Source organism: Pseudomonas sp. NPDC098747, from assembly GCF_044760045.1.
Lineage (GTDB): Bacteria > Pseudomonadota > Gammaproteobacteria > Pseudomonadales > Pseudomonadaceae > Aquipseudomonas.
In genome coordinates, this window is record NZ_JBIWAL010000092.1 from 1 (window position 1) to 13,223 (window position 13,223).

At 47.9% G+C, this 13,223-nt stretch carries 14 protein-coding genes, 1 tRNA gene and 1 pseudogene; 11 read left to right on the forward strand and 5 right to left on the reverse strand.

The genetic code is table 11. The features are described 5' to 3' along the window. The coding region (locus ACIQVE_RS28165; RefSeq protein WP_402814976.1) for an Hcp family type VI secretion system effector at positions 1-434 on the reverse strand (434 nt) is incomplete at its 3' end. Positions 435-863: 429 nt separating this feature from the next. Beyond that, entirely contained in the window at positions 864-1,241 is a 378-nt protein-coding gene (locus tag ACIQVE_RS28170; RefSeq protein ID WP_402814979.1) for a hypothetical protein, read from the reverse strand. A 55-nt stretch (positions 1,242-1,296) separates the two neighbouring features. Between ACIQVE_RS28170 and ACIQVE_RS28175 the strand changes: the two are divergent. The 11 genes and pseudogenes from ACIQVE_RS28175 to ACIQVE_RS28225 form a co-directional block, all read left to right on the forward strand. Then, a pseudogene (locus ACIQVE_RS28175) lies at positions 1,297-1,689 on the forward strand (tyrosine-type recombinase/integrase); the annotation flags it as partial. Positions 1,690-1,982: 293 nt separating this feature from the next. Next, the gene (locus tag ACIQVE_RS28180) at positions 1,983-3,524 is read left to right on the forward strand and encodes a tyrosine-type recombinase/integrase (RefSeq protein ID WP_402814981.1); all 1,542 of its coding nucleotides are present in this window, start codon (positions 1,983-1,985) and stop codon (positions 3,522-3,524) included. A 1,477-nt stretch (positions 3,525-5,001) separates the two neighbouring features. Beyond that, positions 5,002-5,205 (forward strand): hypothetical protein, encoded by a 204-nt coding sequence (locus ACIQVE_RS28185; protein ID WP_402814984.1) that lies wholly within the window; start codon positions 5,002-5,004, stop codon positions 5,203-5,205. After that, complete coding sequence (locus ACIQVE_RS28190) at positions 5,205-5,375, forward strand: hypothetical protein (RefSeq protein WP_402814987.1); 171 nt, start codon at positions 5,205-5,207, stop codon at positions 5,373-5,375. Before ACIQVE_RS28185 ends, ACIQVE_RS28190 begins: the two co-directional genes overlap by 1 nt. 166 nt (positions 5,376-5,541) lie before the next feature. Then, on the forward strand, positions 5,542-6,789 hold the full coding sequence (locus tag ACIQVE_RS28195) for a primase-helicase family protein (protein ID WP_402814989.1): 1,248 nt from the start codon (positions 5,542-5,544) through the stop codon (positions 6,787-6,789). A 325-nt stretch (positions 6,790-7,114) separates the two neighbouring features. Beyond that, positions 7,115-7,582 (forward strand): hypothetical protein, encoded by a 468-nt coding sequence (locus ACIQVE_RS28200; RefSeq protein ID WP_402814991.1) that lies wholly within the window; start codon positions 7,115-7,117, stop codon positions 7,580-7,582. A 324-nt stretch (positions 7,583-7,906) separates the two neighbouring features. Next, positions 7,907-8,137, forward strand: a complete 231-nt coding sequence (locus ACIQVE_RS28205) for a hypothetical protein (RefSeq protein ID WP_402814994.1) — start codon at positions 7,907-7,909, stop codon at positions 8,135-8,137. Positions 8,138-8,931: 794 nt separating this feature from the next. Further along, positions 8,932-9,948 carry a hypothetical protein gene (locus ACIQVE_RS28210; protein ID WP_402814997.1) on the forward strand — a complete coding sequence of 339 codons (1,017 nt, stop codon included), beginning with the start codon at positions 8,932-8,934 and terminating at the stop codon, positions 9,946-9,948. Positions 9,949-10,170: 222 nt separating this feature from the next. Next, positions 10,171-10,389, forward strand: a complete 219-nt coding sequence (locus tag ACIQVE_RS28215; RefSeq protein ID WP_402814999.1) for a hypothetical protein — start codon at positions 10,171-10,173, stop codon at positions 10,387-10,389. A gap of 129 nt (positions 10,390-10,518) precedes the next feature. Beyond that, the gene (locus tag ACIQVE_RS28220; RefSeq protein WP_402815002.1) at positions 10,519-11,085 is read left to right on the forward strand and encodes a recombinase family protein; all 567 of its coding nucleotides are present in this window, start codon (positions 10,519-10,521) and stop codon (positions 11,083-11,085) included. A gap of 287 nt (positions 11,086-11,372) precedes the next feature. Continuing rightward, positions 11,373-11,591 carry a hypothetical protein gene (locus tag ACIQVE_RS28225; protein ID WP_028621461.1) on the forward strand — a complete coding sequence of 73 codons (219 nt, stop codon included), beginning with the start codon at positions 11,373-11,375 and terminating at the stop codon, positions 11,589-11,591. A 151-nt stretch (positions 11,592-11,742) separates the two neighbouring features. Here the strand turns inward: ACIQVE_RS28225 and ACIQVE_RS28230 are convergent, their stop codons facing one another. From ACIQVE_RS28230 to purC, 3 genes are all read right to left on the reverse strand, one after another. Beyond that, positions 11,743-12,237, reverse strand: coding sequence for a hypothetical protein (locus ACIQVE_RS28230; RefSeq protein WP_402815006.1), 495 nt, complete (start codon positions 12,235-12,237; stop codon positions 11,743-11,745). Between the two features lie 199 nt (positions 12,238-12,436). Continuing rightward, a tRNA-Ser gene (locus ACIQVE_RS28235) sits at positions 12,437-12,526 on the reverse strand. A gap of 83 nt (positions 12,527-12,609) precedes the next feature. Beyond that, positions 12,610-13,223, reverse strand: a 614-nt coding sequence (gene purC / locus ACIQVE_RS28240; RefSeq protein ID WP_402815009.1) for a phosphoribosylaminoimidazolesuccinocarboxamide synthase, incomplete at its 5' end; no start/stop codon positions are given.

Sequence of the window (13,223 nt, forward strand, 5' to 3'; positions counted from 1 at the left end):
TGCACTTCTTCCAGGTGGGTGAAGTGCGAGTTGCCTGGATCCTGGCAGTTGTGCATTTTGTTGTTGATGGCGACGATGATCGCGTCTTCCAGTTTGGTGGTGTAGTAGTGCTCTTGAGTACCTTGAGCCGAAGTACGGAACCACTGGATAACGATTTCGCTCATGCGCTCGCCCGAAGTCAGAGCAGCTTGCAGCAGTGGCGAAGCCTTGTCGTAGACTTTGGTGATCACAACTGGCTTGTGAACGCGCTGACCGGTTGGTTGGCCGGATTGCGGATCACGCGGGATGATTACGTCGTGGCTGAACGCCTGAACCATGACCTGGTCTTCGTGACCTTCCTGGTAGGTGTTGCCAACGGAGTCAGCGGTGAACGCGCCGGCAGTGATCAGGCCTTGTTTTTCGCCGGTAACCGACATGTACGCTGGTGTTGCCATGGGGTGCTCTCCTTGCGGATAAATTTAAGGTGCCCGGGGCGAAATCGCCCGGTGGGTGGCTGACTGTTATCAAGGAGCGTGCCAGGTTTTATTAAGCTCCCGGGAGCCGGGACCGAGAACGGCATGGATCGTCACTCAGCTCGTTTTTCACCGAGATAAAGGGAGGAAAGTGCGCAAAAAGTTGCGCAGTACTGCGCAACTTTTTGCGCACTTGGCTACAGGCCCCGTGGCATATGGGCTGTAGCGATTTTAAAGGCAAAATACTATGACCATGTGCGCAACTTCTTGCGCACTTTCAAAAAAGGTCACTCAACACATGAATGACTGATTTTTTCATAGCACTAAAGTCAAAACAGCATTTTTAGATGGACAAGCATTAGAAGCAGACCTTTGCACAAACCATAACAAACCGTAAGCCAATGGCTTTGCTCAAAAGTCCTCCAATTCAACGCCGAAATCGTCACTTGAGACTTGGGCCATTTCATTGAGCCGCTGGCGCAATGCAGCGGTCAGCTGCCGCTCCACCTCCCATGGATCAGACAGAGCAGCGAGCTGTGGTGCCAATTGCGGCGACAGGCTCATCAACGAATGATTGAGCGAACGTGCCGTTTCAAAAGCGGCTTTTTGCACAAAGCTGATCTCGACCAGCTCTCCCTGCGCCTTGCGAAATTCCATTTCTGCCATGCGCGCCAGGTAATGCTCGCGATGCGCTCGTGCTTTCTGAAAGTCTGGAGTCTGCCCATGAGCAAGATCAGCGGGCGGCGGGCGGCGGCGCAGCCATGTTAGTCGGCTCGGATTGAGCTGCAACGTGACTGTACACATCACGCTGAAGCCGCTCCTGTTGGTGGCGAGCAGCGACGGCAAGGTACCGAAGGAACGCTCTAGAGTTAGAGTGATCGAGCTAATCGATCCAGCTTTGCAGCTGATGCGAGAGATTGTTGCTGCAGCTAAAGACGCGCCAGCAGAGGAAATCACCGTAATTCAGCGCGACAACATCACATCCAAAAGGATGTAAGTCAGATTTCTTTTCCGTAGCTCCACCAGCGGCTTGTTATGGAGCGGCAAAACCCTCAGCAACTGGTTTACTGCACATCTGAAAATGGCAGAAGTCCGGCACCGGGGCGCCAATCAATGTCGCCACACTTTCGCCAGCCAGATGTTGTCTAGCTACGTTCCGGTTGAATGGGTGGCGAGGCAGCTTGGACACGCTGACACAACGATGGTGAGAAAACATTATGGGAGGTGGATACCCTAAGACACCAAGAGCATGGCGGGTGTTGTGTCAAAAATGCTGGGGTTTAGACAGGACTAGAGCGGCATGTCGGGCAAGGTTTATGCCCTAGAAATGCCCTAAATGAATTCACAGAAACGAAAAAGCCCCCGTAATCAGCAATGATTACGGGGGCTTCGTCTTGTTCAATAATGGCGGAGAGATAGGGACTCTCGAAAACCACCCTTCAACCCAAGAAACCAAGGCATTACTGGGCCTTATGCTCGTATAGTAGTAGAAAATAGTAGTAGAATTCAGCTCTCATCCGAGGGCGACTCATGGCAGACCATATTTTCCAAAAGAAAGGCGAATCCACTTGGTATGTACGTCTCGACATTCCTAAAGACGTGCAGTTGGCCTTTGACAATCGCAGGGTGCTAATCCAATCGCTGAAGACAGGCCTACGCTCTGAAGCCATGGAACGCCGCCTAGCCTGGCTCGCCAGATGGAAAGCAGACATCAACGCTGCCAGAGACAGGAAGCTATCAGAGCGGGATGAATGGAAAGAGGAAATCCAAGAGCTGACCCGACGGAATCAAGCAAGCAAGGAAAAATGGATTCCTACGCTGTTTGCTCCCCGCTCAAAGGATAATGCTCCACCAGCAGATATTTTGGCGTACACGGAGTCCATTGCGCCGATTCTCAAGGAGCTTTACGAAGGCGGCATGGAAGGTCCGGTTGCAGCATTCATTGAGACCTATCACGAATACCTCGAAGGCTTGAAGCACAAAATGTCGCCGGGTGAAGGGGCCGAGCTTGGGGTGAAAATCTCAGACGCCTTTGCAAAGCTGCACATGGAGATCACAGCCGAGTATTACGACCTTTCGCCGGATGAGCGTGCGGATATGCAGGAGCTTGCCGCCGATCCGAAAAGCTACAGGCCCAAGTCCCCAATCACACCTGCCCGTATCCAGAAACTCAGAGCCTTCTTAGAGAAGGTCGGTAAAGACCCGAAGACAATTGACACTTTGGTAAGGCGTGTAGAGCTATTCAGCGCCTACGTACGTGAGAAAGGGCTACCGATCAGCTTTGACCTCGTGTCTGCCTACCTAGACCAGCTAACTGACGCTAAGGGCGTGCCACTCACCTCTAAGACCAAGAAGCAGCATATATGGGCAGGTAACACGTACTGGAAATGGGCCATCAAATATGATGAAGACTGGCGTCAGCAGTACAAAGGCCAGCCCTCCCCATTTGAAAAACACGACCTACCCGTGGTCAAAGGTGAGTCAGTCAGTTGGGCTGTATTCACTCGCAAGGACGTGGAGCGATTGCATGTTGCAGCCTTGGAGAAGGAAGACAAGCCACTGGCCGACCTGATCGCCCTAGCCGCCTACACTGGGGCACGCCTTGAAGAAATAGGTCGAGTCCACCGCGACACCGTCACCCTCAAAGATGGTGTACCGATTGCCTTCTCCATTTTAGAGAGCAAAACAGAGGCCGGTGTCCGTGAGGTTCCGATTCATACCGCCATTGCCCCGCTTGTCCAGTCTCTACTAGATGCATCAGAAGACGGATACCTGCTAAAAGGTCGAGCGCTTGGGGAAACCAATAAATATGGCAATCGACTTGATGCTGTAGGAAAACGCTTTGGACGTCTAAAGACTGCTGCAAAATTTGATAAATCATTTGTGCTGCACTCAATTCGTAAAACCGCAATCACTGAGGTGCACCGTGCAGGAGCCAGCTCTACTGTCATGCCCGCATTATTTGGACATGAGACCGGCATGATCACATTTGATCTTTATTCCGCAGGACCAAGCCTTGAGCAAAAAACCGAGGTAATCGAGCTTTTATCATACGAATTTGATTTGGCGTGATACCCCCTTCATAGCGCCTTGCAAACTGATTCTGGGCAGATAGTTACGAATTGAGGAAGGGGCTGTGCATTTAAACGTATGCAATCATGGTATTTCGGGGGAGTTTTTAAAGGTTGGAGACGTTTCCAGCTTAAACCCGTGTCCGTGGTTGGTTTTGAGGTTACCGTCGTTTTGAAGGCTATTTCTTCCGCCGAAACTTTATTTTAACTAATTCATTTCCACAACTTGTTTAATGCTGTAGAATAGATGCCCTCGCTCGTTTTTCTTTCGTTAGTGGGCCTTCTTGTGGTTTGGCTAAATACTTGTCCTCAAGAAGTGGTATACAGTCGCCGTTACAAAGCATGACGGTGCATGCATGAAGTTGCCGACGCAAGTCGGTTCCGGTGAGGCTGCGGGTGATTGAGCTTGTTATGTCAGTCAGGGAGCCGGACTACCGCCTAACCTTCCGTTAGGTACAGCATACAAGCTGTGATCATTCTCGTCTCAAGTGCAGAGCAGGCCTAGCCTGTAGCATTGGGTCAGAAGGTTGTGTAGACCTTGGGGATAAGGCTCTGCTTTTTTGAGTACTCCTATCTCCTTGGGGAAGTTCTACCAATTTTCTGAACTCAGTGCAGAGTATCTATAACAATAGATTAATAACATAAAGTCTCTACAACACCTAACACACACATAATAATCTAAATACAACATTAAGCTGTCGTACATATGCAACTAGTTGTCGCACTTAGGTAAGCAATTAAGCATTAAGTTTGATATTCTTTATGAACTGGTAGCTTTTACCAAATCCAAGCTTTCAGCAATACAACTTAGATACTAAAACCAAACTGTACTGGTAATATAAGTTCAACTTTGTTTAACTGTATCTGTACAAAATCGAGTTTTATTTAGTATAATAAAATGAGAAAGGGAAGAAAGCAGAGATGAAAAAAAAATCTGCTTCTTTCTCTTTGATAGTTAGTCAGCTCAACCCCTCGCTTATTCCTCGTAAAAAGAATACATCGACCTGATGATGCTTAATAAGAGTTTGCTCTCATCTAGGTCAGTGTAGGCGGCTATTGTTTTCCTTCTTTACAATAGCTGTCAATTAAAAAACTTCTGAAGTTTCAAACCACAATTCGCGCTAGAGATTTAGTCTGAGTTGTGGTTTGTTTTTGCTTTAAATTCCTTAATCTTGAATATTCCAAAACATAAACGGAGGGCTTTTTAACGCCCATGAAATTGATAAAACAATGTAAGTGGTGTGGCAGTGAAATGCTAACCACACGAAGTTCCAAGATTCTTTGCTCTCAGAAATGCCATAACCATTTCCACTACTGGCGACATAAAACAATGCCAGGACTTGGCCCCGCTATCGCATTTAAATACATCGATGACTGCCTTTCCGAGGGCAACCATCCAAACGAGCAGCACCCGATCCACCGCACTGATGAAGTAAATGCTGAACAAACCAAATCTACATAACCTGTAAGGAACACATATGAACTGTGAAATCTGCGGCACCTGCTTCGAAGCAACCAATAAAAATCACCGTCACTGCGGCAATAATTGCAGCGTCAGCTTGTATTCAGCACGAAGGAAAGTTCGCCTAAGCATCAAAGCTGCTTTGAAAGCGCTCAAGACCCCTGAGAAAGTAAACCAATTTAACCAAGCCCTCGAACAACTACTAGAAGGAGCTGCCTGATGAATACAGAAACTCGTCAAGTTAAAATAAATCTACCACTTGATCTGATTGAATTGCTCGAACGTGAGGCAGTGCAATATCCGAGTTTTACCAAGATGATGCAGGCCGTTTGTCGCCGCTACTTTTTGCACCAAAGTCTTCGTGAAGAATTCGCTAAATTGGAGAAATAACTCATGCGACCACATCTCAATGAAAGAGCTTCAAACGAGCTTTTAGAAATCATGCGACATTACGACCACGGCTCTCCCAATCACACACTTAACATTTTGATTTCGTCTCTTCACGACTCTTTATTCAAAACCAAACGTCCTAGCCCATCAGATGAGGTAAATATCAATGACTACAGCAGCACCGAAAAACAATAATAATGCGATTGATGCGGTAAAATCGCGATTTGTACGAATCCCTTCAGATAGCTCTTACCCTAGGTTCCGTGACTTGGTGACGGGCATTGACCAAGGGGATGCAGGCATTATCTCTCACTACTATTCACAACAAGGCGGTATTGAGCACAATGCATCCTATCTACTTGCGTGCTTACCTTGGGCTTATGGTGAAGGTTTTAAACCTAATGCAGGCACGGTGCTTGAAGGGGGACTGATTAATCTGTGGAAGGCTCCTGACATTCAACCTACAGGTCAAAAGGTCACTAAACAGCAGGTATCTTTGTTCATTGAGTTTCTAGAACGATGGTTTCCGGACGATATCGAACGCCGGTACTTCGGATGGTGGCTTTCCCATGTGGTTCGGAAGCCTGAACAACGAATCATTGCGACACCCGTGCTACGCAGCCAACATGGGGTTGGTAAGGGCTTTCTAGTGGAGACCCTGCTGTCAGGACTGCTAGGCCGGTCATCAGTGTGTGTATGCGCTCTTAAGGACGTCGTAGGCGATTTTAACGATGTGATATCAGGTAAGACTCTCGCCTTGATTGATGAAGTTTACAAGAGCAAGAAAAGCACCACAGACGCCCTCAAGAGCTTCCAGGGTAACGCTACGATTCCCCTTCACCGCAAGCACAAGCCAACAGTGACGATTGATAACTATCTGAATTTCATCATCACCAGTAATGACCATCTCCCTCTTGTTTTGGAAAAAGGAGATCGCCGTTTCTGGATACCGGAATTCATTCGTCACAAAGAAACGATACAAGAGACCTCAGAATTCATCAATACAAAGCTCAAGCCTTGGCTGATGTATGAAGGTGGGATGCAACTCGTTAGAAACTATCTTGAGCAGGTGGACCTTGGTAGCTATCACCCAACTGATGCACCACCGATGACCGTCCCTAAGCAAGAACTGATGGGGTTTAGCAGTGCCGACAAGCTGGAAGATCTACTGGGCGAAGTGGTTGAAAAGAACAAGGTACTGACTGTCAAAGCTATCAAAGACGCCTTCTTAAGCGAATTCGATCATGGCCTGAGTGACATGGCAGTTGCAAACGTACTTTTGGCTGTGGGTTGCAAACAACGCCGAACAAAAGCACAACGGTACTACATTACCCCTTTCGGCTATGAAAGTGGGCTGACAGTAGAATCCACTCCGAAAGAACTTGAGACTCATATGCCCTGCAATGGTTTTTGAGTGACGGGATTGGTGACAGGGTGACAGGTAGGGTGACACCTACCCATATAAGCCGTCATCACTGTAAGCCCCGCAGCCTATAAGGTTCAGTCAATAGGTGACAGGGTGACAGCTTTAGTTAACCTTTTTTAAATAAGATGTTAGTAAGTCAAAGAGCGAAGCGAATTGACGTAGGCAAGCGATAGCGTAGCCGTAAGATGTTCTTCCCGCCTATGTAAAGGCATTCCCACCACTAATAGAATCTGCTCCCTCATAAGAGCAAATAACGGGCAGCTTTTGCCCATAACAAAGCCGTAAGGCATCTAAACCACAGAAGGAAATACAAATGGAAAACGTAAATAAGCATGTCAGCCTCCAAAGCTTCCAGTTCGATCAAGAAGTATTTGATAAACGATTGAAGAACGCCATCTTTAGTTTCAAAAGCTCAGCAGCAGCATTGGAAACTATTCATGAACCTGTGTCCCTAGCTATTCCAAAGATTATGGAAATGGCACAGAAAGGACGAAAACTCAGTCAGTTCCGATCTCCTCAAATCCTAAACGGCTATCTCCTCGTGTGCTTTGAGAAAGAAAATCTAGACGAGGAGTTGAAGCGAATTGAGCAGGAGGTGAAGGCTCAATATGAACTTGAGCTGGAAGCAGAAGAGGAACGAAACATTCAGCTCCTAGCTCAGCAGCTCTTTACTCAAAAGAAAGCAAAAGAAAGCAAAGCCCTTCAAGTAAAAGAAGAGAAGGAAATGGCCTCTGCTTTGGCTGAAGCTAAGGAAGTATTCCAAAACCTTAAAGCCAGTTAATGTACTTCTGGCTAATCACAGGCCGACCCGTCAGCGCCGATAGAATCGCGAGTACATTTATACCTAGCGTTGTGACTTCCCAGCCGTTGCGTAACGGCAGGGTGTCATATCTGATTGATAGTCCCATCTCAAACATTGATGTGTACAAGATACTTTATGACTTGGACGCAATGTCGTTGTTGTGGGTCAATCAGCGTCTGATTATAAATGGCAAATCTATTGGTGGACACGACGATGTTTCCGCCTTCAACACTTTTATCGACACGTACGCTTTAACGTACGCCAACGAAACACTTTCCCATCTAAAGAAATCGGAGTAACAAAATGCCAATTAAGAAAGTTCTATTTCCCAAAACCTACGAAGAAAAGCTCTTAAGCAAACAATACTTCAACAAGAAAGAGAAACTACCAGAACCCGAACCTGCTCCTAAGTCGAAGCTGTCTGCCGAAGAACTACAAAGTTATATTGATATTTTGTTGGCGGCTAGCAAGCCAACTGAAAGCATTGATCATACTATGCAAATTCTTTTGAAGAAATTCCCTAAACAGGATTAAGCAGGGATGTAAGAAAATTGGAAATAGGGAGGCTCATGCCCCCCTTCTTCCTTGTACCCCGCATATTTGTTAACTTTTTGACGCCAACTGTTTAGCACGATGCATTCCTCCGCCAATAATGTAATATTATAACACTTGGCGAAATCATAAGTTAAAACGATAAAGAATAAGAAGGTTTAAAGATTGAATAACGTTGCAATAGCTGTCCTAGTGGCGTTCGCACTTGTCAGTATGATCTGTATTTCATTACTGACATTTACATTGCTCACGGCGAAGGTTGATCGTAGTGGCGATGATGCGATCCGTCACAGAATGGATTCACTGGTTAACTACACCGAACAGAAAGTCAATAATACTGCTGAAAGGCAAGATAGGATGAACAACGAAATGGAATCACACATTAGAATCTTAGAGTCTCGAATTAAACTACTGCAAGGCCGTAACCAATGACCTATTTTTATTGGTTCCTTCTAAAAGTTTCGGTAGACAACCTAGACAGCAGCACAAAGCCTTCTATTGGCTCGTTCTCGCCACTTAGAGAGCGCTGGCAGTTCCTAGATAGGTCCGGACGCTGGTCAATGCAGATTGAGTCTGAAGTCACCCCTAGCGAAGCCTACGGCTTGTTTAAGGGGTTTACGGCAAAGCTGGCGCGGTGATCGCCGGTGCTGGATGGCCCGCTGCACAACGGGCTGTAAAACGTTACAAACACAGATGCCTGCTATGCTAATTATTGAGCGAAACTTCAATTTGCCAAAACCTTGATACAACACCGAATGTAATGATGAGGGATCAATATGGCCAAGTTTAAACCTGAAGTGTTGGGAGGGTTTGGTGAGGATATTGCAATCCGATATCTACAGAGCAAAGGATTCGAATTAGTTGCTTTCGGGGTTGGTGGAAAGTCTGCTGCCTCTGAGCTAATGAAGAGTATGCCTTCAGTAAGTGGATATTGGATCGGCTCATCGAGAGCCGACTTGGCTGCTCTCCAATTCTCCAATGACAATGTTTGGATAAGTGGTACGACACCATCTTGGGCTGACCTCACTGATGACGACATTGCACTGCTTGCATCAGTTTGTAAGAATACTTCGAAGTGCGATATGCGTGACAGCAGTGCCAAGAAGTGTCCCTGTGGAAGTGGAGTTGGGTTGTTCAGTCAAGACAATCTTGAGAGAACGTTCCCGAAAGGAGTTTCTGTCTTATACAAGGACGGCGTGGAGCAAAGAAGAAGTGCGATGCACTTTGCCTACGAGTGTTCAAATCGGTTCTCCGAGTTGATTGCCTCGGATCATAAAGGAGATGTACTTCCGTTAGGAAACTTCATGCGGGATAACCAACTAATTTCCGGTTACATCAGGAAGCTGTGGGAGAAGTATGCAGCAACGGACCTAAAACTCCCCTACAGTGGTGCTGATATTAAAAATGCAGGTATGTCAACTCCTGAAGCTGAGGCAATGAAGAACGCCAATCGAGCGCGGTTAGCTGCGTTTCCTGCGGGGCATCCGGGCAGGTTTGACTATATAGCAAAAGATGACACGGGTCTTGTTGCCGTCGAGGTTAAGGTAAACACATCAACGATGTCGTACTGGCAGCAGCTTCGCTTCATGCTGCTGAATAAATTGGGGCACAGAACGATGCTTGTTAACGTCAAGGGCACACACGAAAATCTTGAAAGGAGTTGTTTAAATTCCGATTTTTGCGGCGTGATGGTTGAGGTTAATAATAATCCGGAAGTGGAAGCAAAGGAACTGGATGGGTACTCGTTTCTTGAGATTATGGAGACTGTTCCGCGTAACTGGATTTATTTCTAAGAGAGAGCGGTAGGTTCGCCAGAACCTACATGAGCCGAATAGAAACAGGCGGAGCCACCCAAGCCTAGACGTGATCCAGGTTCTTGCTGATACGCTTGGCACGTCTTTGTCAAAAATGCTCGAAGGTTTCTAGAGAAGGCCCGTTCAATTGCGGCCCTCCCTTCAATGAGAGGTCTCAAACGTGGACTACGATGATTTCTCTAACGTAAAGGTTGAACAGCCATGCCAAATTATTCAAACGCCAACATCGCCACAGCGGACGCACTGACGCTCCTTCTCCACAACCAGCACGCCATAGCTGCCGCAATCGAGGAGGTCACTAAGTGGCTTTCTAAGAATGGCGTGGGGAGCGTTGCTGAAAATGCACTGGCTGCTATGGAGACTCTGGACGGGAACGCTAAAAATCTCAGCGAAGCTATCACACGGCTACGGCAGATTTAGGGGATCATTAAACGACCGTTAAACGATACCATCCAGACAGACGGTATTAAGCATCATAAAAATAGGCTTTGTGCATTGTTGATACCTTGGTACACTGATACCACGTTAAACGATACCGGAGCCAACATCATGTCACGCACCTTCCTCTACTGCCGCGTCAGCACCTCCAACCAGTTCACTGAAAACCAAGTGCAGGAAGTGAAAGCGGCTGGCTTCGATGTACAGGCCAGTCGTGTAGTGGAAGAAACGGTGTCGGGTAGCGTTGCTGCAAAGGAGCGTGCAGGCTTCCAGAAGCTATTAGAGCGTATGGAATCAGGTGATGTGCTAATCGTTACTAAGCTGGACCGGTTGGGGCGTAACGCAATGGATGTGCGCCTAACCGTAGAGCATTTAGCCGCCACCGGTATCCGAGTTCACTGCTTAGCCCTTGGTGGTGTAGACCTGACCAGTGCAGCAGGCAAGATGACCATGCAAGTGCTGGGGGCTGTAGCTGAGTTTGAACGTGACTTGCTGATCGAGCGTACACAGCAAGGTTTGCTGCGGGCCAAAGCAGAAGGCAAGAAGCTTGGCCGTCCTGAGGCCACAGACACCACAGCAGATGTTCAGCGCCTGAAAGCACAAGACAAAACTCAGGCACAAGTAGCTACTGAGCTGAAGATCGGCATAGCTACAGTGAAGCGTCATTGGAACAAGTGATGACGATCCGCAAAGAGATGAAGACTGAAGCACTTCCCCTCTCAGAAACCCTCTTTTCTAGGCAGTTTCAACCACTCTGAGGCGTTCTAGCGCCTCGCCCCTCTCCCTGTCAGGGATAGCCAGTGAGCCACCCCAAGGCTCTCATATTTCTACATTTGCCGAATAGGATTGTTTCGCATTTGTAGCTGGTCTTAACCGTGGTGCCTTAGCGCCAATATTTGCGAATACCCAGCCCTCTTCTAAGCTAGCTACCATCGAAACGTCACAAAACTGCAAGGGAAGGCGCCATGGCTCATGAAGTAAAGATCAACCTTCAATCTATGCTGGTGCAGCGTCAGGACGTAGAAGTTGAAGTGAAAAAGGATGGTGGCAAGCTCGGCACTATTCTCATAAGCCAAGGCAACATCGAATGGCTTCCATCTGGCAATCATGTAAATAAATACAATCTCACCTGGACGCAATTCTCTGAGTTTATGGAGGAACACGGCATGCCAAAGAGGATGTAATGTTTCCGCTTCGCATGTGAGCCCTGCACGCAGGGCTTTCTTGGCAGCCATCAGGCTGAAGGAATTGAAAAATTGATGCCCCATGCTCATATTTGCCAAGCAGGCACGCGACACATATTTCCGAGTAGATTAGGCGAAGCTGAAGGGGGGGTCATTTCAGTTTGCAGGCCTGAAGAAAACGATCAGTTTCCCTCGTAGAACCTGATGGGGATGCAGTGCCGGACCATTTGAAATCAGCTTCTTTGACCTGCATTCCAATTTGTATGTTCGTGTTAGCGTCGCGTATTTCTTTCAACAGTTCTAGGATGCTGTCCCTATCGGACGTAGCGACCTGAATGTATTTCTCGTTTCGCTGAGAGCTCTGCGCAGCAAAATCACGGATTTGACTTTGGTCTACCTTCACCAAAAGCCTCCAGTTACCACGACCCATCCCCTCCTTCCATTTAGACTGCTCAATTAAGCTGAGCGTCAGATTTTCGGAGTCGCAGTCGAAGATTAGTGCGTGATATGCGTCAATTTCCCCAATGAGCATGGCCGTCTGCCCGCCAGAGAAAATATCGTCTTTAGTGGTCGTCATCCACCCAGCACAGGCTAGTGATGAGAAGGTCAATCCTACTACAGCAGCTACAAAGCTAAGTTTTGGCATGTGCCTTCCCTTTCATATGCGCCGAGCAAGAGCGCTCGCACCACTAGCGTAGTCCAGTGATGGCATTTTGTAACCAGCTAAGGAAGGACACAGCACAAGCCCGAACCAAAATTCTTCGGATTTGAGTAGTAGAAACGAGTAGTAGAACCAGAAACGAAAAAACCCCGTAACTCATTGAATTACGGGGTTTTTCTATGTATGGCGGAGAGATAGGGATTCGAACCCTAGGTACCGGTGAAGGTACAACGGATTTCGAATCCGTCCCATTCGGCCACTCTGGCATCTCTCCAACGGCGCGCATCATAACAACACTTTTACCGAAAGCAAACACTCTTTCGAAAATTTCTCCGTGCTATCAGATGCTTGCGTCGATTAAAGCGGTACGCCCAGACGATTGGCGACTTCTTCGTAGGCTTCGATAACGTCACCGAGGCCCTGGCGGAAGCGGTCTTTGTCCATCTTCTTCTTGGTGTCCTTGTCCCACAGACGGCAGCCGTCCGGGCTGAACTCGTCGCCCAGGACGATGGAGCCGTCGCTGAATACGCCGAATTCAAGCTTGAAGTCGACCAGCAGCAAACCGGCGTCGTCGAACAGTTTGCTCAGGACTTCGTTGACCTTGAGCGACAGTTCTTTCATGCGAACCAGTTGCTCGGCGGTGCCCCAGCCGAATGCCACAACGTGGGATTCGTTGATGAACGGATCCCCCTTGGCGTCGTCCTTCAGGAACAGTTCGAAGGTGTACGGATTGAGCTTGATGCCCTCTTCGACGCCCAGACGTTTGACCAGGCTGCCCGCGGCGTAGTTACGCACGACGCATTCGACCGGGATCATGTCCAGCTTCTTCACCAGGCACTCGTTGTCGCCCAGCAGTTTGTCGAATTGGGTCGGAATGCCGGCCGCTTCGAGTTTCTGCATGATGAAGGCGTTGAACTTGTTGTTCACCATGCCTTTGCGGTCGAGCTGTTCGATGCGCTTTCCGTCGAACG

Bases quoted from the DNA above. Each gene is read 5' to 3' on its own strand.
- ACIQVE_RS28180 (WP_402814981.1), top strand. From the start codon at position 1,983: ATGGCAGACCATATTTTCCAAAAGAAAGGCGAATCCACTTGGTATGTA.
- ACIQVE_RS28185 (WP_402814984.1), top strand. From the start codon at position 5,002: ATGAACTGTGAAATCTGCGGCACCTGCTTCGAAGCAACCAATAAAAAT.
- ACIQVE_RS28190 (WP_402814987.1), top strand. From the start codon at position 5,205: ATGAATACAGAAACTCGTCAAGTTAAAATAAATCTACCACTTGATCTG.
- ACIQVE_RS28195 (WP_402814989.1), top strand. From the start codon at position 5,542: ATGACTACAGCAGCACCGAAAAACAATAATAATGCGATTGATGCGGTA.
- ACIQVE_RS28200 (WP_402814991.1), top strand. From the start codon at position 7,115: ATGGAAAACGTAAATAAGCATGTCAGCCTCCAAAGCTTCCAGTTCGAT.
- ACIQVE_RS28205 (WP_402814994.1), top strand. From the start codon at position 7,907: ATGCCAATTAAGAAAGTTCTATTTCCCAAAACCTACGAAGAAAAGCTC.
- ACIQVE_RS28210 (WP_402814997.1), top strand. From the start codon at position 8,932: ATGGCCAAGTTTAAACCTGAAGTGTTGGGAGGGTTTGGTGAGGATATT.
- ACIQVE_RS28215 (WP_402814999.1), top strand. From the start codon at position 10,171: ATGCCAAATTATTCAAACGCCAACATCGCCACAGCGGACGCACTGACG.
- ACIQVE_RS28220 (WP_402815002.1), top strand. From the start codon at position 10,519: ATGTCACGCACCTTCCTCTACTGCCGCGTCAGCACCTCCAACCAGTTC.
- ACIQVE_RS28225 (WP_028621461.1), top strand. From the start codon at position 11,373: ATGGCTCATGAAGTAAAGATCAACCTTCAATCTATGCTGGTGCAGCGT.
- ACIQVE_RS28230 (WP_402815006.1), bottom strand. From the start codon at position 12,237: ATGCCAAAACTTAGCTTTGTAGCTGCTGTAGTAGGATTGACCTTCTCA.